General features: G+C 36.3%; 28 protein-coding genes. 20 read left to right on the forward strand and 8 right to left on the reverse strand.

Annotated features, from left to right (window positions below):
- Nucleotides 1-251: 251 nt before the first annotated feature.
- From FTV52_RS12530 to FTV52_RS12540, 3 genes are all read right to left on the reverse strand, one after another.
- Nucleotides 252-1,184 (reverse strand): IS5 family transposase, encoded by a 933-nt coding sequence (locus tag FTV52_RS12530; protein WP_005103080.1) that lies wholly within the window; start codon nt 1,182-1,184, stop codon nt 252-254.
- 78 nt (nt 1,185-1,262) lie between these two features.
- Nucleotides 1,263-1,784 (reverse strand): hypothetical protein, encoded by a 522-nt coding sequence (locus FTV52_RS12535; protein WP_004681077.1) that lies wholly within the window; start codon nt 1,782-1,784, stop codon nt 1,263-1,265.
- Nucleotides 1,781-2,050 carry a hypothetical protein gene (locus FTV52_RS12540; protein WP_257221751.1) on the reverse strand — a complete coding sequence of 90 codons (270 nt, stop codon included), beginning with the start codon at nt 2,048-2,050 and terminating at the stop codon, nt 1,781-1,783. Before FTV52_RS12540 ends, FTV52_RS12535 begins: the two co-directional genes overlap by 4 nt.
- A gap of 653 nt (nt 2,051-2,703) precedes the next feature.
- Here FTV52_RS12540 and FTV52_RS12545 point away from each other — a divergent pair.
- The 4 genes from FTV52_RS12545 to FTV52_RS12560 all read left to right on the forward strand — a co-directional run bounded on the left by FTV52_RS12545 (nt 2,704) and on the right by FTV52_RS12560 (nt 5,296).
- Nucleotides 2,704-3,045, forward strand: a complete 342-nt coding sequence (locus FTV52_RS12545; RefSeq protein WP_025467002.1) for a hypothetical protein — start codon at nt 2,704-2,706, stop codon at nt 3,043-3,045.
- Between the two features lie 574 nt (nt 3,046-3,619).
- Nucleotides 3,620-4,570, forward strand: coding sequence for a replication initiation protein RepM (gene repM, locus FTV52_RS12550; RefSeq protein WP_100355835.1), 951 nt, complete (start codon nt 3,620-3,622; stop codon nt 4,568-4,570).
- Entirely contained in the window at nt 4,563-5,138 is a 576-nt protein-coding gene (locus tag FTV52_RS12555; RefSeq protein ID WP_161418839.1) for a plasmid replication DNA-binding protein, read from the forward strand. Before repM (FTV52_RS12550) ends, FTV52_RS12555 begins: the two co-directional genes overlap by 8 nt.
- Before the next feature lie 14 nt (nt 5,139-5,152).
- Complete coding sequence (locus FTV52_RS12560) at nt 5,153-5,296, forward strand: hypothetical protein (RefSeq protein ID WP_179990932.1); 144 nt, start codon at nt 5,153-5,155, stop codon at nt 5,294-5,296.
- A gap of 297 nt (nt 5,297-5,593) precedes the next feature.
- Here FTV52_RS12560 and FTV52_RS12565 read toward each other — a convergent pair whose 3' ends face one another.
- The 3 genes from FTV52_RS12565 to FTV52_RS12575 all read right to left on the reverse strand — a co-directional run bounded on the left by FTV52_RS12565 (nt 5,594) and on the right by FTV52_RS12575 (nt 7,392).
- Nucleotides 5,594-6,526: an IS5 family transposase gene (locus tag FTV52_RS12565; RefSeq protein WP_005103080.1), complete on the reverse strand. Its 933-nt coding sequence runs from the start codon at nt 6,524-6,526 to the stop codon at nt 5,594-5,596.
- Nucleotides 6,527-6,604: 78 nt separating this feature from the next.
- On the reverse strand, nt 6,605-7,126 hold the full coding sequence (locus FTV52_RS12570) for a hypothetical protein (protein ID WP_004681077.1): 522 nt from the start codon (nt 7,124-7,126) through the stop codon (nt 6,605-6,607).
- Nucleotides 7,123-7,392 carry a hypothetical protein gene (locus FTV52_RS12575; protein WP_257221751.1) on the reverse strand — a complete coding sequence of 90 codons (270 nt, stop codon included), beginning with the start codon at nt 7,390-7,392 and terminating at the stop codon, nt 7,123-7,125. Before FTV52_RS12575 ends, FTV52_RS12570 begins: the two co-directional genes overlap by 4 nt.
- Nucleotides 7,393-8,045: 653 nt before the next feature.
- Here FTV52_RS12575 and FTV52_RS12580 point away from each other — a divergent pair.
- From FTV52_RS12580 to FTV52_RS12610, 7 genes are all read left to right on the forward strand, one after another.
- Nucleotides 8,046-8,387 (forward strand): hypothetical protein, encoded by a 342-nt coding sequence (locus FTV52_RS12580; protein WP_025467002.1) that lies wholly within the window; start codon nt 8,046-8,048, stop codon nt 8,385-8,387.
- A gap of 574 nt (nt 8,388-8,961) precedes the next feature.
- Nucleotides 8,962-9,912, forward strand: coding sequence for a replication initiation protein RepM (gene repM, locus FTV52_RS12585; protein WP_100355835.1), 951 nt, complete (start codon nt 8,962-8,964; stop codon nt 9,910-9,912).
- The gene (locus FTV52_RS12590; protein ID WP_161418839.1) at nt 9,905-10,480 is read left to right on the forward strand and encodes a plasmid replication DNA-binding protein; all 576 of its coding nucleotides are present in this window, start codon (nt 9,905-9,907) and stop codon (nt 10,478-10,480) included. Before repM (FTV52_RS12585) ends, FTV52_RS12590 begins: the two co-directional genes overlap by 8 nt.
- 14 nt (nt 10,481-10,494) lie before the next feature.
- Nucleotides 10,495-10,638: a hypothetical protein gene (locus tag FTV52_RS12595; protein WP_179990932.1), complete on the forward strand. Its 144-nt coding sequence runs from the start codon at nt 10,495-10,497 to the stop codon at nt 10,636-10,638.
- A 210-nt stretch (nt 10,639-10,848) separates the two neighbouring features.
- On the forward strand, nt 10,849-11,478 hold the full coding sequence (locus tag FTV52_RS12600; RefSeq protein WP_078194520.1) for a hypothetical protein: 630 nt from the start codon (nt 10,849-10,851) through the stop codon (nt 11,476-11,478).
- A 232-nt stretch (nt 11,479-11,710) separates the two neighbouring features.
- A complete protein-coding gene (locus tag FTV52_RS12605) occupies nt 11,711-12,022 on the forward strand; it encodes a BrnT family toxin (protein ID WP_096902542.1) in 312 nt (103 codons plus the stop codon).
- The gene (locus FTV52_RS12610) at nt 11,985-12,299 is read left to right on the forward strand and encodes a BrnA antitoxin family protein (protein ID WP_096902543.1); all 315 of its coding nucleotides are present in this window, start codon (nt 11,985-11,987) and stop codon (nt 12,297-12,299) included. The genes FTV52_RS12605 and FTV52_RS12610 overlap by 38 nt, the downstream gene beginning before the upstream one ends.
- Nucleotides 12,300-12,322: 23 nt before the next feature.
- Here FTV52_RS12610 and FTV52_RS12615 read toward each other — a convergent pair whose 3' ends face one another.
- Nucleotides 12,323-12,574, reverse strand: coding sequence for a hypothetical protein (locus FTV52_RS12615; protein WP_004969151.1), 252 nt, complete (start codon nt 12,572-12,574; stop codon nt 12,323-12,325).
- Between the two features lie 346 nt (nt 12,575-12,920).
- On the opposite strand from FTV52_RS12615, the gene mobC (FTV52_RS12620) reads away from it, so the two are divergent.
- The 6 genes from mobC (FTV52_RS12620) (at nt 12,921) to FTV52_RS12645 (ending at nt 19,169) form a co-directional block, all read left to right on the forward strand.
- Nucleotides 12,921-13,409, forward strand: coding sequence for a plasmid mobilization relaxosome protein MobC (gene mobC / locus FTV52_RS12620; protein ID WP_179990933.1), 489 nt, complete (start codon nt 12,921-12,923; stop codon nt 13,407-13,409).
- Complete coding sequence (locus FTV52_RS12625; protein ID WP_218948141.1) at nt 13,393-15,924, forward strand: relaxase/mobilization nuclease domain-containing protein; 2,532 nt, start codon at nt 13,393-13,395, stop codon at nt 15,922-15,924. Before mobC (FTV52_RS12620) ends, FTV52_RS12625 begins: the two co-directional genes overlap by 17 nt.
- A gap of 635 nt (nt 15,925-16,559) precedes the next feature.
- Nucleotides 16,560-17,495: a replication initiation protein gene (locus FTV52_RS12630; RefSeq protein WP_179990935.1), complete on the forward strand. Its 936-nt coding sequence runs from the start codon at nt 16,560-16,562 to the stop codon at nt 17,493-17,495.
- Nucleotides 17,496-17,718: 223 nt separating this feature from the next.
- Entirely contained in the window at nt 17,719-18,348 is a 630-nt protein-coding gene (locus tag FTV52_RS12635; protein WP_078194520.1) for a hypothetical protein, read from the forward strand.
- A 232-nt stretch (nt 18,349-18,580) separates the two neighbouring features.
- A complete protein-coding gene (locus FTV52_RS12640) occupies nt 18,581-18,892 on the forward strand; it encodes a BrnT family toxin (RefSeq protein WP_096902542.1) in 312 nt (103 codons plus the stop codon).
- Complete coding sequence (locus FTV52_RS12645; protein WP_096902543.1) at nt 18,855-19,169, forward strand: BrnA antitoxin family protein; 315 nt, start codon at nt 18,855-18,857, stop codon at nt 19,167-19,169. Before FTV52_RS12640 ends, FTV52_RS12645 begins: the two co-directional genes overlap by 38 nt.
- Before the next feature lie 23 nt (nt 19,170-19,192).
- On the opposite strand, the gene FTV52_RS12650 is transcribed toward FTV52_RS12645, so the two are convergent.
- Entirely contained in the window at nt 19,193-19,444 is a 252-nt protein-coding gene (locus tag FTV52_RS12650) for a hypothetical protein (protein WP_004969151.1), read from the reverse strand.
- Between the two features lie 346 nt (nt 19,445-19,790).
- On the opposite strand from FTV52_RS12650, the gene mobC (FTV52_RS12655) reads away from it, so the two are divergent.
- The 3 genes from mobC (FTV52_RS12655) (at nt 19,791) to FTV52_RS12665 (ending at nt 24,365) form a co-directional block, all read left to right on the forward strand.
- On the forward strand, nt 19,791-20,279 hold the full coding sequence (gene mobC, locus FTV52_RS12655; protein WP_179990933.1) for a plasmid mobilization relaxosome protein MobC: 489 nt from the start codon (nt 19,791-19,793) through the stop codon (nt 20,277-20,279).
- Entirely contained in the window at nt 20,263-22,794 is a 2,532-nt protein-coding gene (locus FTV52_RS12660; RefSeq protein WP_218948141.1) for a relaxase/mobilization nuclease domain-containing protein, read from the forward strand. The genes mobC (FTV52_RS12655) and FTV52_RS12660 overlap by 17 nt, the downstream gene beginning before the upstream one ends.
- 635 nt (nt 22,795-23,429) lie before the next feature.
- Nucleotides 23,430-24,365, forward strand: a complete 936-nt coding sequence (locus tag FTV52_RS12665; RefSeq protein WP_179990935.1) for a replication initiation protein — start codon at nt 23,430-23,432, stop codon at nt 24,363-24,365.
- The last annotated feature ends 281 nt before the right edge of the window (nt 24,366-24,646 follow it).

Here is a 24,646-nt window from a genome sequence, read left to right on the forward strand (position 1 = left end):
AGGCGTGGAACGTGAAAAATCATAAAAAAAGCCCATTCGAGGGTGAGTGGGCTATAAAACTGCAATCAACAAATTGAATTATAACACAATTTCAAAAGCATTTCGTATAACGTGTATTATGTTAATTGTAGCCAGACTTAATTTTCAAAATTCTTCGATGCCTCTATCAATGAAAAAACTAAACTTTCTACTTCTCTCTGGCTTTGTTGCATAAAGGTTTGAAAGGCTGAGTTCCCTTAAGCTACTCAAATTTAAGAGACAACTTGGGTATGAGGGCGACCTAATTCTGTGAATTTATTCAAGACTGCCATGCGTGCATGGATCTCATTCACCTGACTTGGAAAACTCCGCGCTGTTAATTTATCGCCTAATAATTTGATGCAATGCATCTTGGTTTCAACCAAACTTCGACGGTGATAACCAGACCACTTTTTCCAAAGCGATCTGCCTAGCCGTTTGACTGTCTTTAATAATTCGTTCCGCTCTATAGACCTCGCTTGCTGATCCTTCCAAGGCTTTGCATTCTTTCTAGGTGGAATGATCGCATGTGCATCTCGATCTAAAATGACTTGTCGGCAGTGCTTTGTGTCATAAGCACCATCTGTATAAACAGAATCAATTGGTTCATCCAAGGGAATTTGAGCAAGTAAATCTTCGAGTACTTGAGAATCACTGACATTATTTGTGGTGAGTTGTACTGCACGTATTTGCAGGGTTTTAGCATCTATAGCAATGTGAAGCTTACGCCATTGGCGACGATATTCAGCCCCATGTTTCTTGCGTTTCCATTCACCTTCACCAAGAAACTTCAAACCAGTAGAGTCTACGAGTAGATGCAGTCCATCACTACTTTTTTGATAGCTAATCGCAATATCAATATGCTTTTGTCTACGACAAAGGGTGGAATAATCCGGAGCTGTCCAATCTAATCCAGAGAGTTTAATCAGACTTTGAACAAAACCTGTGACCATACGTAAAGAGAGTCGGAATAGTAATTTGATCATTAAGCAGCATTGAATCGCTGTATCGGAGTAGGTTTGATTTCGACCTTGCTTGCCTTGTGATTGTGCATACCACTGAGTCTTTGGATCAAACCAAATGGAAATATTACCTCGGTTAATTAAGGCTCGGTTATAGGATGACCAATTGGTTGTACGGTAGATTTTAGAGGCAGGCTTATTCATTTTGAAATTATATTGCTGAATAAGCTTTTGATGCTAGGTTTGTGCAACAAAGCCATTCATGGTTAATTTTAGAGAAAATTAAATTTCACTTTCTTTTTTTGCCAAAGTAATTAGATAATATTTGTTCCGGTCTATATCGTGAATCGTATAATTTTCACCACTATTGACAAAAAGAGGCTCTTCATGCTCTAAATATTTATTGCCCCTAAACCATAAAAAATTTATATTTTGAGCATACATTTCAGCTCCTAAAAAAAGTTCAAAGTTTTCTATTTTTCTATGTAAGAAAAAAGTTTGAATTTCTAGGCAGTCGTCTCTATATTTTATTGTTATTATAGATTTAGAGTATAAAAAAATCTTAAACCAATAAGCTATTGGAATATATAACATAAAATATAGTGCGACTACTAATTGAAGCATATAATCAAACGATTTTTCATTAAAAGAAAACTCATCTACTCTTAGGTATTTAATTACAAAAAACCCCAATACAAAAGATAATACGCTAAGACTTATATATAAAATTATATTACCATCAAACTCACGTCTTTTATTTTGAGTGTTATAGTAGTTAGTCTTTTCAAATAAAATACTATTCACTTTGTCTTATCCTTTTGTGATTTATCAGATTCAATCCTTTTATTTACATCCTTATACGGGTTATTACCAGACGTAACAGCATTAATACTAGCAGAAGAGCCAATAACTACAGGTTGCCAACTTTTAATCCCAAGTCCTTCTAATTTTTTAGCTCCACCACTAATTAGCCCTGCAGCAACTGCATTAGATTTATTAAGTTCTAATGACTCTTTCCCATTATATTCTCTATATATGTTAGCGGCTTTGTTGCATAAATATGTAAGCATCTGATTTAAATAAATTTAATTTTGGATCAAAAAATAATCAAAACTTCTAAAATCATATAGTTATGAAATCTTTGTGCAACAAAGCCATTTCTATATCTTAAAAACAATTACATTTAACATAAAATCTCTTATACGAAGTGCGGCTGGCTAACGCCACTATACAAGGCATCAGACCATACACTTTTTTTAGAAACCGCTGCTGCTGAGGATCTGAAGTGTTCTATGGCCCAGGAAAGAGATTGCGACACATAAGCTGTCATTGAACAGACCAGGGGGGACGGCTGGCTAACGCCACTATATAAGGCTCAAACCTATACACCTTTTTTTTAAATTACACCTTTTTTGATGATCTTTTGGCGTATCAATTTTGGCTATGCCAGAAACTCCGTAGGACAAGATTCCACGTTGAGCTTGAAAAGCGAATAAGGGGAGTAATGGTGGGCCGATAATGCTTGCATGTTGGTCAACATTACACATCTTGCCAATATCACTGAAAGTTCAATTGCACATAAACGCATATAATTGCACATCAAAATGAATAAAAACTATTTAAAAGCTTATAGTTGCAGATAATTTCATATAAAATCGTATAAAAGCTCTTAATTGCATATAGTTGCACATAATTGCATAAATTAAAGAAAGAGGAAGTCATTATGGTCACCAGACATGGCGCTAAAAAATTCATCATCTCTGTATTACCAGAAATAGAAAAACGGCTAGAAGCTGGTTATACAATTAAGGAAATCCATGCAGATTTACCTGAGCTAGAAAACAATATTTCTTACAGTTCAGTTTTACGAAATTTGAATAAAATGGGAATGAGTGAAAAAAAGGTACATCTACATAAAATAGAAAAATTAGAGTCCCAGGATATGGTCCCTACTTCTAATGAAAAAATGAAAATGACGAATGCAGAAAGAAATACAGAAAAATTGAAGACTAAAAAACCTGCTTTTTCTTATGACCCTCATACAAAAGGTAAAGATTTTATCTAATTACTATAAAACTTAGCTTTTAAATGCACTCATTTGAGATTTAAGCTCAAATTCACATAGGAAGGTACAGAACGAGTGTCTACGAGTGAAATCGCTGAAATTCGCGCTTAGACCCTCTGAAAAACAGCTTTTTAGGCTGTGAAGCCTAAATAAGCGTAAATTACATGCAGAAAATTGAGTCTAGATCGAGCGCAGCGAGTAAAAAAGCTCTATGAGCGAAGCGAATTCATTGTGCTTTTGCTTTTTATTGAAGTCACAACGAGATGAGCCAAAAAATTGCCCCGACGAATCGAGCGAAAGCGAGATTCAATAGAGTTTGAGCGTAGCGAAAACCAAGGGCAATTTTTCCTTGCCTGGGCTTTTAATTATTTTAAAGTTTTTAAATACTTTTAGATGGCTCGAAAACCTTATGAATAAAGGGTTTCAGCTCTTATATGTCCACGTTTACCTTGCAATATGTCCACGTTTACCTTGCAATATGTCTACGTTTACCTTGCAATATGTCTACGTTTACCTTGCAATAGTACACAAATAATATTAACGTGTACTTATACACAATAAAAAAATAGTGGCTATGAGAGATTTAGTTGTAAAAGACAATGCCTTAATCAACGCAAGCTATAACTTAGACTTAGTAGAACAACGTTTAATTTTATTGGCTATTGTTGAAGCAAGGGAAAGTGGGAAAGGGATTAATGCAAATGATCCATTAGAAGTTCATGCAGATAGTTATATCAATCAGTTTGGTGTGCACCGTAATACAGCTTATCAAGCCTTAAAAGATGCTTGTAAGGATTTATTCGCGCGTCAATTTAGCTATCAAGAGAAAAAAGCTAATGGGAATATCCGAAATGTTATGAGTCGTTGGGTATCTCAGATTGCTTATAACGACAATGAAGCAACTGTAGACTTAATATTTGCACCTGCTGTTGTTCCCTTCATAACCAGACTGGAAGAGCAATTTACTAAATATGAATTACAGCAAGTTAGTAGTCTTAGTAGCGCTTATGCCATTCGCTTATATGAACTTCTAATTCAGTGGCGAAGCGCTGGTAAAACCCCAACCATAGAACTACAAGAATTTAGAAAGAAGTTAGGCGTTCTTGATAATGAATATTTACGGATGGCTCATTTAAAAGAGCGTGTTTTAGAGCTTTCAATTAAACAGATAAATGAGCATACGGATATAACTGTAAAATATGAACAGCATAAAAAAGGTCGATCAATTTCAGGTTTTTCTTTTACGTTTAAACAGAAGAAAAAGGATAATCCATCAATAGAAAGAGATCCGAATACCTTAGACCTTTTTTCAAAGATGACCGATGCTCAACGGCATATGTTTGCAAACAAACTTTCAGAACTCCCTGAAATGGGTCGCTATTCACAAGGAACTGAAAGCTATCCTCAATTTGCTGTTCGTATTGCTGAGATGCTACAAGACTCTGAAAAAATCAAAGAACTAGCCCCATACCTAAAAAAAGTGGGATACATGCCATCAAATAAAAAGGACACAGTAAATGGCTAAGTTATCGCTAAGTGAAGTATCTAAAAAATTTCATATTGATAGGTCAACCATTTACAGAGCTGTACGTAATGGGCGTTTATCACGCTCTAGTGATGGTCAATTTGACCTTTCGGAAGTGATTAGATGCTTTGGGGAGCCTGAACAAACATCTCAACAAATTGAATCATCTACATCAGATAGCGATGAATCTACAAAAAAACTCATTATTCATTTAGAAAATGAAGTTAAAAAATACCAAGAACGTGAAGAGCGTTTAATGCAGCAAATCGACCGTATGCAGACGCTTATTGAGTTAAAAACTGTTGCACCCGCCACGGCAGCGCCACAACAAGATGCTACGGCATGCGACACTGATATGCCACAGCATGCGACAACACAACAAGACGATGATAATAAAAAGAATAATGAATTAAATATTGTAGAAAATGTGGCAGTGCCACAACAAGAAACTACAGCATACCACACCCAAACGCTACAGCATGCCACGTTGCAAAATGTGGCAGTGCCACAACCTAAAAAACGTGGCTTATTTGGCCGTGTGCTGAATGCTGTCTTTGATAATGACTAAGGGAGAGAGAGATCATGCCGAAACTGAAAGACATTGCCCTAGGAATTATTGTGGCCCCGCTGCTGATCCCGATCATGCTGATTGCATCGTACCAGGATAAAAAGGAGCTGAAAAAAGAGCTGAATGAACGCCAAAAAGAAAAAGACCAGGCTTCTTGATTATTCACTTGGGCTTATCAAAGCCGTGGAACTTTGCTCAATAAGTAAGCGTGGAACATGAATAATCAATAAAAAGCCGCTCTGGTGCCATAATGTCCAGAGCGTCTTACTTTAATATACTGATATTTAAAGAGAAATATCAAGCATTTCGTATAACGTGTATTATGTTAATTGTAGCCAGACTTAATTTTCAAAATTCTTCGATGCCTCTATCAATGAAAAAACTAAACTTTCTACTTCTCTCTGGCTTTGTTGCATAAAGGTTTGAAAGGCTGAGTTCCCTTAAGCTACTCAAATTTAAGAGACAACTTGGGTATGAGGGCGACCTAATTCTGTGAATTTATTCAAGACTGCCATGCGTGCATGGATCTCATTCACCTGACTTGGAAAACTCCGCGCTGTTAATTTATCGCCTAATAATTTGATGCAATGCATCTTGGTTTCAACCAAACTTCGACGGTGATAACCAGACCACTTTTTCCAAAGCGATCTGCCTAGCCGTTTGACTGTCTTTAATAATTCGTTCCGCTCTATAGACCTCGCTTGCTGATCCTTCCAAGGCTTTGCATTCTTTCTAGGTGGAATGATCGCATGTGCATCTCGATCTAAAATGACTTGTCGGCAGTGCTTTGTGTCATAAGCACCATCTGTATAAACAGAATCAATTGGTTCATCCAAGGGAATTTGAGCAAGTAAATCTTCGAGTACTTGAGAATCACTGACATTATTTGTGGTGAGTTGTACTGCACGTATTTGCAGGGTTTTAGCATCTATAGCAATGTGAAGCTTACGCCATTGGCGACGATATTCAGCCCCATGTTTCTTGCGTTTCCATTCACCTTCACCAAGAAACTTCAAACCAGTAGAGTCTACGAGTAGATGCAGTCCATCACTACTTTTTTGATAGCTAATCGCAATATCAATATGCTTTTGTCTACGACAAAGGGTGGAATAATCCGGAGCTGTCCAATCTAATCCAGAGAGTTTAATCAGACTTTGAACAAAACCTGTGACCATACGTAAAGAGAGTCGGAATAGTAATTTGATCATTAAGCAGCATTGAATCGCTGTATCGGAGTAGGTTTGATTTCGACCTTGCTTGCCTTGTGATTGTGCATACCACTGAGTCTTTGGATCAAACCAAATGGAAATATTACCTCGGTTAATTAAGGCTCGGTTATAGGATGACCAATTGGTTGTACGGTAGATTTTAGAGGCAGGCTTATTCATTTTGAAATTATATTGCTGAATAAGCTTTTGATGCTAGGTTTGTGCAACAAAGCCATTCATGGTTAATTTTAGAGAAAATTAAATTTCACTTTCTTTTTTTGCCAAAGTAATTAGATAATATTTGTTCCGGTCTATATCGTGAATCGTATAATTTTCACCACTATTGACAAAAAGAGGCTCTTCATGCTCTAAATATTTATTGCCCCTAAACCATAAAAAATTTATATTTTGAGCATACATTTCAGCTCCTAAAAAAAGTTCAAAGTTTTCTATTTTTCTATGTAAGAAAAAAGTTTGAATTTCTAGGCAGTCGTCTCTATATTTTATTGTTATTATAGATTTAGAGTATAAAAAAATCTTAAACCAATAAGCTATTGGAATATATAACATAAAATATAGTGCGACTACTAATTGAAGCATATAATCAAACGATTTTTCATTAAAAGAAAACTCATCTACTCTTAGGTATTTAATTACAAAAAACCCCAATACAAAAGATAATACGCTAAGACTTATATATAAAATTATATTACCATCAAACTCACGTCTTTTATTTTGAGTGTTATAGTAGTTAGTCTTTTCAAATAAAATACTATTCACTTTGTCTTATCCTTTTGTGATTTATCAGATTCAATCCTTTTATTTACATCCTTATACGGGTTATTACCAGACGTAACAGCATTAATACTAGCAGAAGAGCCAATAACTACAGGTTGCCAACTTTTAATCCCAAGTCCTTCTAATTTTTTAGCTCCACCACTAATTAGCCCTGCAGCAACTGCATTAGATTTATTAAGTTCTAATGACTCTTTCCCATTATATTCTCTATATATGTTAGCGGCTTTGTTGCATAAATATGTAAGCATCTGATTTAAATAAATTTAATTTTGGATCAAAAAATAATCAAAACTTCTAAAATCATATAGTTATGAAATCTTTGTGCAACAAAGCCATTTCTATATCTTAAAAACAATTACATTTAACATAAAATCTCTTATACGAAGTGCGGCTGGCTAACGCCACTATACAAGGCATCAGACCATACACTTTTTTTAGAAACCGCTGCTGCTGAGGATCTGAAGTGTTCTATGGCCCAGGAAAGAGATTGCGACACATAAGCTGTCATTGAACAGACCAGGGGGGACGGCTGGCTAACGCCACTATATAAGGCTCAAACCTATACACCTTTTTTTTAAATTACACCTTTTTTGATGATCTTTTGGCGTATCAATTTTGGCTATGCCAGAAACTCCGTAGGACAAGATTCCACGTTGAGCTTGAAAAGCGAATAAGGGGAGTAATGGTGGGCCGATAATGCTTGCATGTTGGTCAACATTACACATCTTGCCAATATCACTGAAAGTTCAATTGCACATAAACGCATATAATTGCACATCAAAATGAATAAAAACTATTTAAAAGCTTATAGTTGCAGATAATTTCATATAAAATCGTATAAAAGCTCTTAATTGCATATAGTTGCACATAATTGCATAAATTAAAGAAAGAGGAAGTCATTATGGTCACCAGACATGGCGCTAAAAAATTCATCATCTCTGTATTACCAGAAATAGAAAAACGGCTAGAAGCTGGTTATACAATTAAGGAAATCCATGCAGATTTACCTGAGCTAGAAAACAATATTTCTTACAGTTCAGTTTTACGAAATTTGAATAAAATGGGAATGAGTGAAAAAAAGGTACATCTACATAAAATAGAAAAATTAGAGTCCCAGGATATGGTCCCTACTTCTAATGAAAAAATGAAAATGACGAATGCAGAAAGAAATACAGAAAAATTGAAGACTAAAAAACCTGCTTTTTCTTATGACCCTCATACAAAAGGTAAAGATTTTATCTAATTACTATAAAACTTAGCTTTTAAATGCACTCATTTGAGATTTAAGCTCAAATTCACATAGGAAGGTACAGAACGAGTGTCTACGAGTGAAATCGCTGAAATTCGCGCTTAGACCCTCTGAAAAACAGCTTTTTAGGCTGTGAAGCCTAAATAAGCGTAAATTACATGCAGAAAATTGAGTCTAGATCGAGCGCAGCGAGTAAAAAAGCTCTATGAGCGAAGCGAATTCATTGTGCTTTTGCTTTTTATTGAAGTCACAACGAGATGAGCCAAAAAATTGCCCCGACGAATCGAGCGAAAGCGAGATTCAATAGAGTTTGAGCGTAGCGAAAACCAAGGGCAATTTTTCCTTGCCTGGGCTTTTAATTATTTTAAAGTTTTTAAATACTTTTAGATGGCTCGAAAACCTTATGAATAAAGGGTTTCAGCTCTTATATGTCCACGTTTACCTTGCAATATGTCCACGTTTACCTTGCAATATGTCTACGTTTACCTTGCAATATGTCTACGTTTACCTTGCAATAGTACACAAATAATATTAACGTGTACTTATACACAATAAAAAAATAGTGGCTATGAGAGATTTAGTTGTAAAAGACAATGCCTTAATCAACGCAAGCTATAACTTAGACTTAGTAGAACAACGTTTAATTTTATTGGCTATTGTTGAAGCAAGGGAAAGTGGGAAAGGGATTAATGCAAATGATCCATTAGAAGTTCATGCAGATAGTTATATCAATCAGTTTGGTGTGCACCGTAATACAGCTTATCAAGCCTTAAAAGATGCTTGTAAGGATTTATTCGCGCGTCAATTTAGCTATCAAGAGAAAAAAGCTAATGGGAATATCCGAAATGTTATGAGTCGTTGGGTATCTCAGATTGCTTATAACGACAATGAAGCAACTGTAGACTTAATATTTGCACCTGCTGTTGTTCCCTTCATAACCAGACTGGAAGAGCAATTTACTAAATATGAATTACAGCAAGTTAGTAGTCTTAGTAGCGCTTATGCCATTCGCTTATATGAACTTCTAATTCAGTGGCGAAGCGCTGGTAAAACCCCAACCATAGAACTACAAGAATTTAGAAAGAAGTTAGGCGTTCTTGATAATGAATATTTACGGATGGCTCATTTAAAAGAGCGTGTTTTAGAGCTTTCAATTAAACAGATAAATGAGCATACGGATATAACTGTAAAATATGAACAGCATAAAAAAGGTCGATCAATTTCAGGTTTTTCTTTTACGTTTAAACAGAAGAAAAAGGATAATCCATCAATAGAAAGAGATCCGAATACCTTAGACCTTTTTTCAAAGATGACCGATGCTCAACGGCATATGTTTGCAAACAAACTTTCAGAACTCCCTGAAATGGGTCGCTATTCACAAGGAACTGAAAGCTATCCTCAATTTGCTGTTCGTATTGCTGAGATGCTACAAGACTCTGAAAAAATCAAAGAACTAGCCCCATACCTAAAAAAAGTGGGATACATGCCATCAAATAAAAAGGACACAGTAAATGGCTAAGTTATCGCTAAGTGAAGTATCTAAAAAATTTCATATTGATAGGTCAACCATTTACAGAGCTGTACGTAATGGGCGTTTATCACGCTCTAGTGATGGTCAATTTGACCTTTCGGAAGTGATTAGATGCTTTGGGGAGCCTGAACAAACATCTCAACAAATTGAATCATCTACATCAGATAGCGATGAATCTACAAAAAAACTCATTATTCATTTAGAAAATGAAGTTAAAAAATACCAAGAACGTGAAGAGCGTTTAATGCAGCAAATCGACCGTATGCAGACGCTTATTGAGTTAAAAACTGTTGCACCCGCCACGGCAGCGCCACAACAAGATGCTACGGCATGCGACACTGATATGCCACAGCATGCGACAACACAACAAGACGATGATAATAAAAAGAATAATGAATTAAATATTGTAGAAAATGTGGCAGTGCCACAACAAGAAACTACAGCATACCACACCCAAACGCTACAGCATGCCACGTTGCAAAATGTGGCAGTGCCACAACCTAAAAAACGTGGCTTATTTGGCCGTGTGCTGAATGCTGTCTTTGATAATGACTAAGGGAGAGAGAGATCATGCCGAAACTGAAAGACATTGCCCTAGGAATTATTGTGGCCCCGCTGCTGATCCCGATCATGCTGATTGCATCGTACCAGGATAAAAAGGAGCTGAAAAAAGAGCTGAATGAACGCCAAAAAGAAAAAGACCAGGCTTCTTGATTATTCACTTGGGCTTATCAAAGCCGTGGAACTTTGCTCAATAAGTAAGCGTGGAACATGAATAATCAATAAAAAGCCGCTCTGGTGCCATAATGTCCAGAGCGTCTTACTTTAATATACTGATATTTAAAGAGAAATATCAAGCATTTCGTATAACGTGTATTATGTTAATTTTAGAAAATCTTAAGATAATTATTAATGAGTGGCTTAATGAATAAAGAAATTTCTGTATTACTGCATGACGTTCCTACTCATGCAGATTACGCATGTGATGCAACAGATTTAGATCCAGAAGATATTCCTGAAGATCGTATAGAACAAGTCATAAATTTATTAAATTCTTCTGATGAAAATATTGTATTTGAGGCAGCAAAACTTCTGACTAATTGGGGACAATCCTCTGGTTTTGATGCATTAGTAAATTTATTAAATGAAAATAAATTAGTTGGTTATATAGATCATCGTTTACATGGTTATGATGATACACTTCAGCATGTACTTAGAGCTTTTGTTCGTTATTGGGCATTCCAAGCTGATCTAGGATTTGGTGAACAGGCTAGAATAAAAATATTTCATCCTATACAAAAGATTATAGAAATATCTAATACAGAACCATTTGATATTAGTCGCTTATTTTGGTTAATTGATGATGAAAAATACGATGAATATATTCCTTTAATTAAAAACCATTTAATCCAAATAATAGATCATCCTGAATTACAATTTTGGAAAATCCATGATGCTATTGAACTGATGCTGAAATTAGAGCCTGAGTTTGTTCATAATTTATTAGAAGAAAAAGGCAAAACATTGGAAGACTTTAAAATTAACACTTTATAAAGTTATACATTTAACATAATGGTGGTTATACGCAATACACTTGTATATTAATATAAAAATCAATGACTTAAAATTTCACACTCAACCCTAAAATCCGTAAAAAGCCGACTTTGAAACAAGTCGGCTTTTTTATGTTCGATTCTGTAAGCTTTTGCCAATAAAAAATGGAAGAACTTTGCAAAAGTTACAATTTTGTATTAACATTTTTATATTAACAAAAAGCGATGCAACTATGGAAATTGAGTTTTCATGGGATGAGCATAAAGCAGAAATAAACCTTAAAAAGCATGGTATAGCTTTTGAAGATGCGACATTGGTTTTTTACGATGCTCATGCCTTATATAAACAGGATCGCTTTGAAAATGGTGAATATCGTTGGCAAGCGATAGGTATGGTACATGGGCAAGCTGTTTTATTGGTGGCCCACACAGTACAAGACCATAATGGGATGGATCATATCCGCATTATTTCGGCACGACAGGCAGAGAAAAAAGAGAGGAAACAGTATGAGCAAAACCGTTACGTACAAAGTAGATTTGAATAAACCTCCTGTTTTGTCTGAAGAACAAAAGGCAAGACTTGAAGCTCTGGCTAAACGCGCAGACAGTGAAATAGACTTTTCCGACATTCCTGAACTTGATGAAAGCTTTTGGAAAAATGCTGTCCAAAATCCGTTTTATAAGCCAACTAAACAAGTGACTACAGTACGCATTGATGCAGATGTCATGCAATGGCTAAAAGCACAAGGCAAAGGCTATCAGACACGTATGAATAAGATTTTACGTGATGCAATGCTGAATGATTTAAAAAATCACCCATAAAAACGGAGCTTAAGCTCCGTTTTTTACAAACTATTTTTAAGCTTATAGAATCTAAATTCGGGGTAAATTAAACCTATAATAAAAAGAATGGTAAATGCTATCCATAGAAACAAAGCCATAGCTCTAAGCTGTTCTTCATTCCATGAGCTTGATTCCATATCTAAGAAAAAGATACTCTTCCAGCCTTTAATATAATCAGCTCCACCCCATGAAATAATCCATTTGAACATTAAGCTAACTGCCAAATAAATAAGTACCCACACCCATGTAGACATAAATTACCTTATTATTTTTAATCACTTATTGGATAATTATAACTGATCTTAATAGTCTTATTTAACATAAAATCTCATATACGAAATTTACATTATATTTATAACTGTTATTGCCTGATAAACCTTTTTTTGATCTTTTTATGCAAATATTTGACGATATAGTAGAATACGATTAGAGAGAAGAATAAGATAAGCAAGCCTACCTGTATATACAAAATTTCTTCGAATTTTCTATATACAGGGACTTGTTAGGGGAATCCCCTAAGACCCCAGGCCCATCACAGATGGGCAAGTCAACTTCGTTGACTTAAAAACAAAAGCAAAAACCTGTGAATAGGATGAGGACATGCGAAGTAAAAATAAAATTTTTAGACTCACCGAACTACAGTTGGAGCAGCTGGAGAAGCATCTCGAAAAAGAGGGTACGACTTTTACTGATTTTATTCACTCGCTGATTCAACGTGAAGTTATGCAGGATGCCGTCACAGTTAAACAACCCACGGAAGAAGAATTAAAACCGAGGACCAAAGTTAAAACAGTGCTTGAAGTCGTCAAACGCTATCAAAAAACCGACCCGAATTTACTGCTAGAGCTATCTAAAATCGGTAACAACTTGAATCAAATAGCCAGAGCATTAAACATCATCAAAAATGCTGATCCGCAAGAGCAACGCAAATTAGATATTTTCAGTATTTTTTCAGTTTTAAAAGGCATTCAAACCGAGTTAGAACAAGTATTTCCTGCACTTCCGAAAATCAGCAGACAAAGCCCTGAAAGGCTTAAAAAGCAATTGTCTTCGATACAGCTTGCTGAGGAGGATGAAAGTGCATATTAAATTTTTAAATCACGGCAAAGGATCGGCCGCACACGCTTCAGCGTATGTTTTAGATAAGTTCGATCATCTTGGCAATGTTCGGGCAGGTGTTGATGTTTTGCGTGGTGATGCGACTACATTTAACGCCATCTGTGACTCAAGTCCACATTTGTGGAAGTACACCAGTGGCGTGATCGCATGGTCAAAAGAAGACAGTCCGACAGATGAACAAATAAAAGAAGTCTTAGACGAGTTTGAAAAGCATGCTTTTTCGGGACTAGATCCCTCACAGTACCACCTTTTTGCCGTGCTTCACACAGACGATGACGGCTCGAAGCATATCCACGTTCTAGCACCACGCCTAGATATTCAAAGCGGTAAATCACTCAATATTGCCCCACCCGGCCATGAAAAGCATTTTGATTCTTTACGTGATTACTTCAACACAAAGTACCAGTGGTCACGCCCCGATGATCTGCTTTTGATGAAAACGACACAAGAGCCAAACTATGTCGCAAAACTCAACGCTCAAGCTAAAAATATTTTTACAGGTCAAGATCTTGAGGCGCTTACAAAAAAGCAGTTTGGCAAGCTCGTTGATAACTACGTACAAACATTTTTAAGGACTCTGACAGTAAAAAACAGAGCAGATATTGTCCAGTGTATTGAGCAACTGGAAGGAATCGCATCGGTCAAACAAAGTAAAGAATACTTAACTGCCACTTTGAAAAGTGGCAAAAGACATCGACTTAGAGGCGACTTTTATCATGAACAATTCGAAATTAACGCTTATTCAGAGCATCTCAGAGCAGCAGCAGAAAGCCGACCAACTACAGCAGAGCTTGCAACAGCTCTCCGAAACGCTGAAAACGTTCGAGATGACTATCGAGCAAAGCGAGAGACCTATCACCAACAGCACTATACTTTTAAACGAAGTACAGCAGACAACATCGGCCATAAAATCGCATCTCAGAGCGATTTTGACCGAAATAGGGAATCTATCACCCAAAGCCATAAAATCGCTAACAGCGAGCTATACGGAGCAAATAGACGCACTGCAAACGCAGTTAGCGAATATAGACCTATCGGAAATATCAAAAGTGAAATCGAGCATAGATTCGTTTTCAACCTCAATTCACGCTCTACAGGCTCAAGTCAACAAGCAGTTGCAGAGCCTCAGAATCGACGAAAAGCTCCTGCAGAACAGCATTCAACACCAAGTACAGCAAGCGATAGAGGGGCAGAGAGAGACAATAGAGAGTCAGTTGCAGAGCCTTTTGACGGAAAAATTGGGCAACCAGAGAGCAACACACATCCTATGGGGGATGATAGCTTTTGGACTGCTGATTCTTTTAATAATTTTATATCTAGGCTATCAAGCCAATACAAATTTAAAAACAATCAAAGCACAAGAGCAAATGATTCAACAGAATTCACAAGTGATTACAAACCAGATCAACTACTTGAAACAAATACGGAACTAGATCATGCAGACCGAAATCGACCAATTTTTGACAGAGCAAAACAGCTTATTGATGCAACAAAACAACTTGTTAGCCGAGCAAAACAAGGTTTTGAGTCAACAAATCGATTCATTAAAGACCATTTTGAGCGACTACAGCGAAGTCGAGCTGAGTCTAAAGAGCAAAATCAGCAATCTGAATACAGAGAAAGAAGCACAGCAAGCCTTAATTTTGACACTGAAAGCAGAGCTTTCAAAGCTAGAGCAGGGCAACTTTTCGGAGCAGTTACAGCAAGCATTTCAAGAAAACTTGAAGACCCAATTACAAACGCAATTAGCGAGAGCATTAAATCAACTGGATTTAAACAGCATTGTCAGCGACTTGGTGAAGATAGAATTAAGACCCATTCAAATGACAATTGGCACACAGCAGGCGGACATCGAGAAAGCACTCTCGAAAATCTTGCAATTGAAAGTACCCAACAACTTTTACGAAGATTTGGAGACGCAAAGCAAGCAGATCAATACGCTTGGGGAAACTGTAGAAAGATTAATAGCGTTAATCAACAACTTGAACGACTAGAAACCACAGTAGCGGAAATTCGACTCAAGCCAAAACCGGCTACGAATTTCAGTTACTTGCGAAGTGACGGTTATTACCCCGATTACGTTGGTTATCACAAAGAACTATGCGACAAGCAACAGGAGGCCTATAACAATAAAAACCCACTACAATTGATTGATTACATACAGAAAAAATCTAAAAATTTAGAAACGTACATTAGCCGTGCACGTTCAAATATCCACGAATGGGAATACGATAAATTTGAGAAAATGATCAAAAATGACAATCAAATGCTGAAATATCTGAAATGTGAGAAGATTTTAGAGCCTCAAAACGACCATTTGAAACAGCAAAGAGAATCATATCAAGCGTGTTTAAAGAGTTTTGAGACTATTAAAAGTGATATTTACGAAATTAAAAATCCATTGCCTAGACAGAATACTTCTCAACAAACTTATGAACCTGAGCATAAACCAAAACCTAAAAATGATTTTGAATTAGATTTTTAATCTAATTCAGCAAAACAGTAATCAGAGGGGGAATGAGCGATTTATCTTTATGTCACTCACACTCCGTTCGCTTTGTTTTTTTCTTTTTGAACCTCACAGGTTTAAACCAAGCGAGTGTCTACGAGCGATTGAGCATCATAAAAATTTCAGCAACGCCTTTTCCCTGATTACAAACTCCCTTTTAATCTAAAACGGTAAGTACAGAGCATCCCGAATGGGTGCGAACTTTGGGGCTTTTGATCTTAAAAAAGCATGAGCATAGCGAATGCATTATCAATCTTTTTGCTCTTGGTTTTGCTTTTGAAACGACACGAGCGAAGCGAGTGCCATAGCCTTTGATTTTGCCTTTAATTCTCTTTTATTCTTTTAAAAAGCTTTTAAATACTTTTAGACACCCTTCCAGACCACATATAGCAAGGCTTTCAGACTTTAAAAAACTACAAATGGCATGAACTAAACTACAAATGGCATGATTTTGGCACATTAGAAACTACAAATGGCATGATTAGAAACTACAAATGGCATGAACTAAACTACACTATATTTAATGTAGTTTTATGTTAAAAACTACAAAAATCGTGTGCAAAAATAAATCAATATGATATAAAAAACTACTTCTTGCGGAATGTAGTTTCATGGATTATAAAAAAACATACCCTGTATCTTGGGTTGTTATGCAGAATACGATTCAAGAGTGCTTTAAAAGCATGAGTATTGATGAAAAACGCTTATTAATTCTTGCTAGTCCTATAGCTCGGATAATTGATGCAACTGAAAAAGATGCAATCACCATAACATCAGAGAGCTTTGCAAAAGAATGCGGTATAAAAACCAACTCAGCGTATTCGCAAATGGAAGAAGCGAGTAAAAACCTGTTAAGACGTTATTTTTCCTATGGTGATAATAAGAAAAAAACCTACTGTAACTGGGTCATTAGAGCAATATATGAGAATGGTTCAATATCCATATGCTTCCCAGAGGAAGTTCTTTTGATGCTCAAAGAGTTCGACAAATTAAATCCATACACTAAGTACAAGAAAGACATCGTACTCAGTCTGAAAAAAGACTACTCGTTCGACCTATATCATTTAGCAAAAAAATATCAAGCTATGGGACAATTTGAAATGTCCTTAGAGCATATAAAAACTGAGTTAGGTTTGCCAAAGTCCTACGACAAGCTATGTAATTTAAAAGACCGTGTAATTAAGCCTTCATTAGATGAAATTACAGCTAATACAGACATTGAACTCACTTATGAAAACGTTAAACAAGGACGGTCTGTGGTTGGTTTTAAGTTTATTGTGAAAGAGAAGCCAAAGCCGAAAGTGATCGAAACAGGTCGAGATCCGCACACACTCGATATGTTCTGCAAAATGTCTGATAGCCAAATCAGTACATACAGCTCGATTTTATCAAAGGTACACAGCATCAGTGACCTTGCAGGCAATAAGGATTATCAAGCATTTGCAGTATGGATTTCGAATATTTTACGAGATCCAAAATCGGTTCGTGAGGAAACAGCGAAACGTATTTTTAAGGCTCTGCGAACTGAAACAGATTTTAAAGGCTGAATTGCTAAGGGCATTATTCAACTGAGCTAATCAAAGTCGTGAAACATTGGTCAAAGAATAGGCGTGGAACGTGAAAAATCATAAAAAAAGCCCATTCGAGGGTGAGTGGGCTATAAAACTGCAATCAACAAATTGAATTATAACACAATTTCAAAAGCATTTCGTATAACGTGTATTATGTTAATTTTAGAAAATCTTAAGATAATTATTAATGAGTGGCTTAATGAATAAAGAAATTTCTGTATTACTGCATGACGTTCCTACTCATGCAGATTACGCATGTGATGCAACAGATTTAGATCCAGAAGATATTCCTGAAGATCGTATAGAACAAGTCATAAATTTATTAAATTCTTCTGATGAAAATATTGTATTTGAGGCAGCAAAACTTCTGACTAATTGGGGACAATCCTCTGGTTTTGATGCATTAGTAAATTTATTAAATGAAAATAAATTAGTTGGTTATATAGATCATCGTTTACATGGTTATGATGATACACTTCAGCATGTACTTAGAGCTTTTGTTCGTTATTGGGCATTCCAAGCTGATCTAGGATTTGGTGAACAGGCTAGAATAAAAATATTTCATCCTATACAAAAGATTATAGAAATATCTAATACAGAACCATTTGATATTAGTCGCTTATTTTGGTTAATTGATGATGAAAAATACGATGAATATATTCCTTTAATTAAAAACCATTTAATCCAAATAATAGATCATCCTGAATTACAATTTTGGAAAATCCATGATGCTATTGAACTGATGCTGAAATTAGAGCCTGAGTTTGTTCATAATTTATTAGAAGAAAAAGGCAAAACATTGGAAGACTTTAAAATTAACACTTTATAAAGTTATACATTTAACATAATGGTGGTTATACGCAATACACTTGTATATTAATATAAAAATCAATGACTTAAAATTTCACACTCAACCCTAAAATCCGTAAAAAGCCGACTTTGAAACAAGTCGGCTTTTTTATGTTCGATTCTGTAAGCTTTTGCCAATAAAAAATGGAAGAACTTTGCAAAAGTTACAATTTTGTATTAACATTTTTATATTAACAAAAAGCGATGCAACTATGGAAATTGAGTTTTCATGGGATGAGCATAAAGCAGAAATAAACCTTAAAAAGCATGGTATAGCTTTTGAAGATGCGACATTGGTTTTTTACGATGCTCATGCCTTATATAAACAGGATCGCTTTGAAAATGGTGAATATCGTTGGCAAGCGATAGGTATGGTACATGGGCAAGCTGTTTTATTGGTGGCCCACACAGTACAAGACCATAATGGGATGGATCATATCCGCATTATTTCGGCACGACAGGCAGAGAAAAAAGAGAGGAAACAGTATGAGCAAAACCGTTACGTACAAAGTAGATTTGAATAAACCTCCTGTTTTGTCTGAAGAACAAAAGGCAAGACTTGAAGCTCTGGCTAAACGCGCAGACAGTGAAATAGACTTTTCCGACATTCCTGAACTTGATGAAAGCTTTTGGAAAAATGCTGTCCAAAATCCGTTTTATAAGCCAACTAAACAAGTGACTACAGTACGCATTGATGCAGATGTCATGCAATGGCTAAAAGCACAAGGCAAAGGCTATCAGACACGTATGAATAAGATTTTACGTGATGCAATGCTGAATGATTTAAAAAATCACCCATAAAAACGGAGCTTAAGCTCCGTTTTTTACAAACTATTTTTAAGCTTATAGAATCTAAATTCGGGGTAAATTAAACCTATAATAAAAAGAATGGTAAATGCTATCCATAGAAACAAAGCCATAGCTCTAAGCTGTTCTTCATTCCATGAGCTTGATTCCATATCTAAGAAAAAGATACTCTTCCAGCCTTTAATATAATCAGCTCCACCCCATGAAATAATCCATTTGAACATTAAGCTAACTGCCAAATAAATAAGTACCCACACCCATGTAGACATAAATTACCTTATTATTTTTAATCACTTATTGGATAATTATAACTGATCTTAATAGTCTTATTTAACATAAAATCTCATATACGAAATTTACATTATATTTATAACTGTTATTGCCTGATAAACCTTTTTTTGATCTTTTTATGCAAATATTTGACGATATAGTAGAATACGATTAGAGAGAAGAATAAGATAAGCAAGCCTACCTGTATATACAAAATTTCTTCGAATTTTCTATATACAGGGACTTGTTAGGGGAATCCCCTAAGACCCCAGGCCCATCACAGATGGGCAAGTCAACTTCGTTGACTTAAAAACAAAAGCAAAAACCTGTGAATAGGATGAGGACATGCGAAGTAAAAATAAAATTTTTAGACTCACCGAACTACAGTTGGAGCAGCTGGAGAAGCATCTCGAAAAAGAGGGTACGACTTTTACTGATTTTATTCACTCGCTGATTCAACGTGAAGTTATGCAGGATGCCGTCACAGTTAAACAACCCACGGAAGAAGAATTAAAACCGAGGACCAAAGTTAAAACAGTGCTTGAAGTCGTCAAACGCTATCAAAAAACCGACCCGAATTTACTGCTAGAGCTATCTAAAATCGGTAACAACTTGAATCAAATAGCCAGAGCATTAAACATCATCAAAAATGCTGATCCGCAAGAGCAACGCAAATTAGATATTTTCAGTATTTTTTCAGTTTTAAAAGGCATTCAAACCGAGTTAGAACAAGTATTTCCTGCACTTCCGAAAATCAGCAGACAAAGCCCTGAAAGGCTTAAAAAGCAATTGTCTTCGATACAGCTTGCTGAGGAGGATGAAAGTGCATATTAAATTTTTAAATCACGGCAAAGGATCGGCCGCACACGCTTCAGCGTATGTTTTAGATAAGTTCGATCATCTTGGCAATGTTCGGGCAGGTGTTGATGTTTTGCGTGGTGATGCGACTACATTTAACGCCATCTGTGACTCAAGTCCACATTTGTGGAAGTACACCAGTGGCGTGATCGCATGGTCAAAAGAAGACAGTCCGACAGATGAACAAATAAAAGAAGTCTTAGACGAGTTTGAAAAGCATGCTTTTTCGGGACTAGATCCCTCACAGTACCACCTTTTTGCCGTGCTTCACACAGACGATGACGGCTCGAAGCATATCCACGTTCTAGCACCACGCCTAGATATTCAAAGCGGTAAATCACTCAATATTGCCCCACCCGGCCATGAAAAGCATTTTGATTCTTTACGTGATTACTTCAACACAAAGTACCAGTGGTCACGCCCCGATGATCTGCTTTTGATGAAAACGACACAAGAGCCAAACTATGTCGCAAAACTCAACGCTCAAGCTAAAAATATTTTTACAGGTCAAGATCTTGAGGCGCTTACAAAAAAGCAGTTTGGCAAGCTCGTTGATAACTACGTACAAACATTTTTAAGGACTCTGACAGTAAAAAACAGAGCAGATATTGTCCAGTGTATTGAGCAACTGGAAGGAATCGCATCGGTCAAACAAAGTAAAGAATACTTAACTGCCACTTTGAAAAGTGGCAAAAGACATCGACTTAGAGGCGACTTTTATCATGAACAATTCGAAATTAACGCTTATTCAGAGCATCTCAGAGCAGCAGCAGAAAGCCGACCAACTACAGCAGAGCTTGCAACAGCTCTCCGAAACGCTGAAAACGTTCGAGATGACTATCGAGCAAAGCGAGAGACCTATCACCAACAGCACTATACTTTTAAACGAAGTACAGCAGACAACATCGGCCATAAAATCGCATCTCAGAGCGATTTTGACCGAAATAGGGAATCTATCACCCAAAGCCATAAAATCGCTAACAGCGAGCTATACGGAGCAAATAGACGCACTGCAAACGCAGTTAGCGAATATAGACCTATCGGAAATATCAAAAGTGAAATCGAGCATAGATTCGTTTTCAACCTCAATTCACGCTCTACAGGCTCAAGTCAACAAGCAGTTGCAGAGCCTCAGAATCGACGAAAAGCTCCTGCAGAACAGCATTCAACACCAAGTACAGCAAGCGATAGAGGGGCAGAGAGAGACAATAGAGAGTCAGTTGCAGAGCCTTTTGACGGAAAAATTGGGCAACCAGAGAGCAACACACATCCTATGGGGGATGATAGCTTTTGGACTGCTGATTCTTTTAATAATTTTATATCTAGGCTATCAAGCCAATACAAATTTAAAAACAATCAAAGCACAAGAGCAAATGATTCAACAGAATTCACAAGTGATTACAAACCAGATCAACTACTTGAAACAAATACGGAACTAGATCATGCAGACCGAAATCGACCAATTTTTGACAGAGCAAAACAGCTTATTGATGCAACAAAACAACTTGTTAGCCGAGCAAAACAAGGTTTTGAGTCAACAAATCGATTCATTAAAGACCATTTTGAGCGACTACAGCGAAGTCGAGCTGAGTCTAAAGAGCAAAATCAGCAATCTGAATACAGAGAAAGAAGCACAGCAAGCCTTAATTTTGACACTGAAAGCAGAGCTTTCAAAGCTAGAGCAGGGCAACTTTTCGGAGCAGTTACAGCAAGCATTTCAAGAAAACTTGAAGACCCAATTACAAACGCAATTAGCGAGAGCATTAAATCAACTGGATTTAAACAGCATTGTCAGCGACTTGGTGAAGATAGAATTAAGACCCATTCAAATGACAATTGGCACACAGCAGGCGGACATCGAGAAAGCACTCTCGAAAATCTTGCAATTGAAAGTACCCAACAACTTTTACGAAGATTTGGAGACGCAAAGCAAGCAGATCAATACGCTTGGGGAAACTGTAGAAAGATTAATAGCGTTAATCAACAACTTGAACGACTAGAAACCACAGTAGCGGAAATTCGACTCAAGCCAAAACCGGCTACGAATTTCAGTTACTTGCGAAGTGACGGTTATTACCCCGATTACGTTGGTTATCACAAAGAACTATGCGACAAGCAACAGGAGGCCTATAACAATAAAAACCCACTACAATTGATTGATTACATACAGAAAAAATCTAAAAATTTAGAAACGTACATTAGCCGTGCACGTTCAAATATCCACGAATGGGAATACGATAAATTTGAGAAAATGATCAAAAATGACAATCAAATGCTGAAATATCTGAAATGTGAGAAGATTTTAGAGCCTCAAAACGACCATTTGAAACAGCAAAGAGAATCATATCAAGCGTGTTTAAAGAGTTTTGAGACTATTAAAAGTGATATTTACGAAATTAAAAATCCATTGCCTAGACAGAATACTTCTCAACAAACTTATGAACCTGAGCATAAACCAAAACCTAAAAATGATTTTGAATTAGATTTTTAATCTAATTCAGCAAAACAGTAATCAGAGGGGGAATGAGCGATTTATCTTTATGTCACTCACACTCCGTTCGCTTTGTTTTTTTCTTTTTGAACCTCACAGGTTTAAACCAAGCGAGTGTCTACGAGCGATTGAGCATCATAAAAATTTCAGCAACGCCTTTTCCCTGATTACAAACTCCCTTTTAATCTAAAACGGTAAGTACAGAGCATCCCGAATGGGTGCGAACTTTGGGGCTTTTGATCTTAAAAAAGCATGAGCATAGCGAATGCATTATCAATCTTTTTGCTCTTGGTTTTGCTTTTGAAACGACACGAGCGAAGCGAGTGCCATAGCCTTTGATTTTGCCTTTAATTCTCTTTTATTCTTTTAAAAAGCTTTTAAATACTTTTAGACACCCTTCCAGACCACATATAGCAAGGCTTTCAGACTTTAAAAAACTACAAATGGCATGAACTAAACTACAAATGGCATGATTTTGGCACATTAGAAACTACAAATGGCATGATTAGAAACTACAAATGGCATGAACTAAACTACACTATATTTAATGTAGTTTTATGTTAAAAACTACAAAAATCGTGTGCAAAAATAAATCAATATGATATAAAAAACTACTTCTTGCGGAATGTAGTTTCATGGATTATAAAAAAACATACCCTGTATCTTGGGTTGTTATGCAGAATACGATTCAAGAGTGCTTTAAAAGCATGAGTATTGATGAAAAACGCTTATTAATTCTTGCTAGTCCTATAGCTCGGATAATTGATGCAACTGAAAAAGATGCAATCACCATAACATCAGAGAGCTTTGCAAAAGAATGCGGTATAAAAACCAACTCAGCGTATTCGCAAATGGAAGAAGCGAGTAAAAACCTGTTAAGACGTTATTTTTCCTATGGTGATAATAAGAAAAAAACCTACTGTAACTGGGTCATTAGAGCAATATATGAGAATGGTTCAATATCCATATGCTTCCCAGAGGAAGTTCTTTTGATGCTCAAAGAGTTCGACAAATTAAATCCATACACTAAGTACAAGAAAGACATCGTACTCAGTCTGAAAAAAGACTACTCGTTCGACCTATATCATTTAGCAAAAAAATATCAAGCTATGGGACAATTTGAAATGTCCTTAGAGCATATAAAAACTGAGTTAGGTTTGCCAAAGTCCTACGACAAGCTATGTAATTTAAAAGACCGTGTAATTAAGCCTTCATTAGATGAAATTACAGCTAATACAGACATTGAACTCACTTATGAAAACGTTAAACAAGGACGGTCTGTGGTTGGTTTTAAGTTTATTGTGAAAGAGAAGCCAAAGCCGAAAGTGATCGAAACAGGTCGAGATCCGCACACACTCGATATGTTCTGCAAAATGTCTGATAGCCAAATCAGTACATACAGCTCGATTTTATCAAAGGTACACAGCATCAGTGACCTTGCAGGCAATAAGGATTATCAAGCATTTGCAGTATGGATTTCGAATATTTTACGAGATCCAAAATCGGTTCGTGAGGAAACAGCGAAACGTATTTTTAAGGCTCTGCGAACTGAAACAGATTTTAAAGGCTGAATTGCTAAGGGCATTATTCAACTGAGCTAATCAAAGTCGTGAAACATTGGTCAAAGAATAGGCGTGGAACGTGAAAAATCATAAAAAAAGCCCATTCGAGGGTGAGTGGGCTATAAAACTGCAATCAACAAATTGAATTATAACACAATTTCAAAAGCATTTCGTATAACGTGTATTATGTTAATTGTAGCCAGACTTAATTTTCAAAATTCTTCGATGCCTCTATCAATGAAAAAACTAAACTTTCTACTTCTCTCTGGCTTTGTTGCATAAAGGTTTGA

The organism is Acinetobacter sp. YH1901141 (assembly GCF_013416935.1).
Classification (GTDB): domain Bacteria; phylum Pseudomonadota; class Gammaproteobacteria; order Pseudomonadales; family Moraxellaceae; genus Acinetobacter; species Acinetobacter towneri.

What these genes read in the sequence shown, in the direction of transcription:
- FTV52_RS12530 (WP_005103080.1), bottom strand. Translation starts at nt 1,184, where the DNA reads ATGAATAAGCCTGCCTCTAAAATCTACCGTACAACCAATTGGTCATCC.
- FTV52_RS12540 (WP_257221751.1), bottom strand. Translation starts at nt 2,050, where the DNA reads ATGCTTACATATTTATGCAACAAAGCCGCTAACATATATAGAGAATAT.
- FTV52_RS12545 (WP_025467002.1), top strand. Translation starts at nt 2,704, where the DNA reads ATGGTCACCAGACATGGCGCTAAAAAATTCATCATCTCTGTATTACCA.
- repM (WP_100355835.1), top strand. Translation starts at nt 3,620, where the DNA reads ATGAGAGATTTAGTTGTAAAAGACAATGCCTTAATCAACGCAAGCTAT.
- FTV52_RS12555 (WP_161418839.1), top strand. Translation starts at nt 4,563, where the DNA reads ATGGCTAAGTTATCGCTAAGTGAAGTATCTAAAAAATTTCATATTGAT.
- FTV52_RS12560 (WP_179990932.1), top strand. Translation starts at nt 5,153, where the DNA reads ATGCCGAAACTGAAAGACATTGCCCTAGGAATTATTGTGGCCCCGCTG.
- FTV52_RS12565 (WP_005103080.1), bottom strand. Translation starts at nt 6,526, where the DNA reads ATGAATAAGCCTGCCTCTAAAATCTACCGTACAACCAATTGGTCATCC.
- FTV52_RS12575 (WP_257221751.1), bottom strand. Translation starts at nt 7,392, where the DNA reads ATGCTTACATATTTATGCAACAAAGCCGCTAACATATATAGAGAATAT.
- FTV52_RS12580 (WP_025467002.1), top strand. Translation starts at nt 8,046, where the DNA reads ATGGTCACCAGACATGGCGCTAAAAAATTCATCATCTCTGTATTACCA.
- repM (WP_100355835.1), top strand. Translation starts at nt 8,962, where the DNA reads ATGAGAGATTTAGTTGTAAAAGACAATGCCTTAATCAACGCAAGCTAT.
- FTV52_RS12590 (WP_161418839.1), top strand. Translation starts at nt 9,905, where the DNA reads ATGGCTAAGTTATCGCTAAGTGAAGTATCTAAAAAATTTCATATTGAT.
- FTV52_RS12595 (WP_179990932.1), top strand. Translation starts at nt 10,495, where the DNA reads ATGCCGAAACTGAAAGACATTGCCCTAGGAATTATTGTGGCCCCGCTG.
- FTV52_RS12600 (WP_078194520.1), top strand. Translation starts at nt 10,849, where the DNA reads ATGAATAAAGAAATTTCTGTATTACTGCATGACGTTCCTACTCATGCA.
- FTV52_RS12605 (WP_096902542.1), top strand. Translation starts at nt 11,711, where the DNA reads ATGGAAATTGAGTTTTCATGGGATGAGCATAAAGCAGAAATAAACCTT.
- FTV52_RS12610 (WP_096902543.1), top strand. Translation starts at nt 11,985, where the DNA reads ATGAGCAAAACCGTTACGTACAAAGTAGATTTGAATAAACCTCCTGTT.
- FTV52_RS12615 (WP_004969151.1), bottom strand. Translation starts at nt 12,574, where the DNA reads ATGTCTACATGGGTGTGGGTACTTATTTATTTGGCAGTTAGCTTAATG.
- mobC (WP_179990933.1), top strand. Translation starts at nt 12,921, where the DNA reads ATGCGAAGTAAAAATAAAATTTTTAGACTCACCGAACTACAGTTGGAG.
- FTV52_RS12625 (WP_218948141.1), top strand. Translation starts at nt 13,393, where the DNA reads ATGAAAGTGCATATTAAATTTTTAAATCACGGCAAAGGATCGGCCGCA.
- FTV52_RS12630 (WP_179990935.1), top strand. Translation starts at nt 16,560, where the DNA reads ATGGATTATAAAAAAACATACCCTGTATCTTGGGTTGTTATGCAGAAT.
- FTV52_RS12635 (WP_078194520.1), top strand. Translation starts at nt 17,719, where the DNA reads ATGAATAAAGAAATTTCTGTATTACTGCATGACGTTCCTACTCATGCA.
- FTV52_RS12640 (WP_096902542.1), top strand. Translation starts at nt 18,581, where the DNA reads ATGGAAATTGAGTTTTCATGGGATGAGCATAAAGCAGAAATAAACCTT.
- FTV52_RS12645 (WP_096902543.1), top strand. Translation starts at nt 18,855, where the DNA reads ATGAGCAAAACCGTTACGTACAAAGTAGATTTGAATAAACCTCCTGTT.
- FTV52_RS12650 (WP_004969151.1), bottom strand. Translation starts at nt 19,444, where the DNA reads ATGTCTACATGGGTGTGGGTACTTATTTATTTGGCAGTTAGCTTAATG.
- mobC (WP_179990933.1), top strand. Translation starts at nt 19,791, where the DNA reads ATGCGAAGTAAAAATAAAATTTTTAGACTCACCGAACTACAGTTGGAG.
- FTV52_RS12660 (WP_218948141.1), top strand. Translation starts at nt 20,263, where the DNA reads ATGAAAGTGCATATTAAATTTTTAAATCACGGCAAAGGATCGGCCGCA.
- FTV52_RS12665 (WP_179990935.1), top strand. Translation starts at nt 23,430, where the DNA reads ATGGATTATAAAAAAACATACCCTGTATCTTGGGTTGTTATGCAGAAT.